We start from the raw sequence: 1120 nt of genomic DNA on the forward strand, positions 1-1120 counted from the left end.
TGCGTGTCCATCACGGCAAGGCCGTGAAGGCCTGGCTGGGCAGGCACCGCGACCGGATCGAGGTGTTCTATCTGCCCAGCTACAGCCCTGAGCTCAATCCCAACGAGATGGCCAACGCCGACCTCAAGCAAAGCGTCACACGGCGGGCGCCAACGCGTACCAGGCTGCAACTGGTCAAGGCCACCGCGCACCATTACAGGGTTGTGCAGAAGCAACCCGAACGCATCCGGCGATACTTCCAGCATGATCCTGTCCGTTATGCGGCTTGATTTCAACATTTTATTGCCGGATCAATAGCAGGCCGCCACATGTTTGGGTGTCATCCAGGGCAACGCGAGCGGGGCAAATACCGTCGTGTGCGTGCCGGTCCAGACGAATCCGAACTGGAACTCACCTTCGTTCGGCAAAACGAAGATGCGCGGGTCGCCCTGCACTTCGCCTCGCCAGCCAGCCTCCCTGGCGGCGTCGACGGCATCGGCCAGTTCCACGCGTTTCCGGGACAAAAAGAGTGGCAGCACACATTCGACGACTTGAGGCGAACGTGTGTTCCATACGTGCAACTTAGTACTACTGTCCAGTGACACAAAGTTAGCGAGTGCATATCGAACTTCGCTCACGTCAATGCGTTAGGCATTGACCTGGACAACTGCCTTTTTTCGCCTAGAATCGTCCCAGTGTTGTTCGACGTTCCGCCATTCGTGGAACGTCAAACGACGCTCCCGGATGGCCTTTTTCTGGAGGCCATATGTTCTCGGTAACGACCGTTGCAACTGGTGAATTGTTCGTTCTTCCGGAGGCCCGGAGAGCGGTCGACGAATGGCGTGTGAAGTTGACCCGGCAAAACGGACACCTATCCTTTTACAGGAGGTGCCGAAATGGGCAAGACTCGTACACCGTACCCGGCGGAATTCCGGGCGCAGATGGTGGAACTGGTCAAGGCCGGGCGCACACCGCAGGAGCTCGCTCGCGAGTTCGAACCGACGGCGCAGACCATCACCAACTGGGTTGCGCAAGCCGAACGTGATGCTGGGGTGCGTCATGACGGGCTGACCACGGCCGAGCGGCAGGAGCTTACGCGGCTGCGCCGTGAGAATCGCCAGTTAAAAATGGAGCGCGACAT

3 protein-coding genes are annotated in these 1120 nt (G+C 58.8%); 2 read left to right on the top strand and 1 reads right to left on the bottom strand.

The window, feature by feature from the left end:
* A partial coding sequence (locus GCT13_RS47835; protein ID WP_193727589.1) for a transposase occupies nucleotides 1-269 on the top strand: 269 nt, incomplete at its 5' end.
* 21 nt (nucleotides 270-290) lie between these two features.
* On the opposite strand, the gene GCT13_RS47840 is transcribed toward GCT13_RS47835, so the two are convergent.
* Nucleotides 291-488, bottom strand: a complete 198-nt coding sequence (locus tag GCT13_RS47840) for a hypothetical protein (protein WP_152768449.1) — start codon at nucleotides 486-488, stop codon at nucleotides 291-293.
* Nucleotides 489-875: 387 nt separating this feature from the next.
* On the opposite strand from GCT13_RS47840, the gene GCT13_RS47845 reads away from it, so the two are divergent.
* On the top strand, nucleotides 876-1120 hold a 245-nt coding region (locus GCT13_RS47845; protein WP_152766407.1), incomplete at its 3' end, for a transposase.

It is taken from the genome of Paraburkholderia franconis, from assembly GCF_009362735.1.
Taxonomy (GTDB): domain Bacteria; phylum Pseudomonadota; class Gammaproteobacteria; order Burkholderiales; family Burkholderiaceae; genus Paraburkholderia; species Paraburkholderia franconis.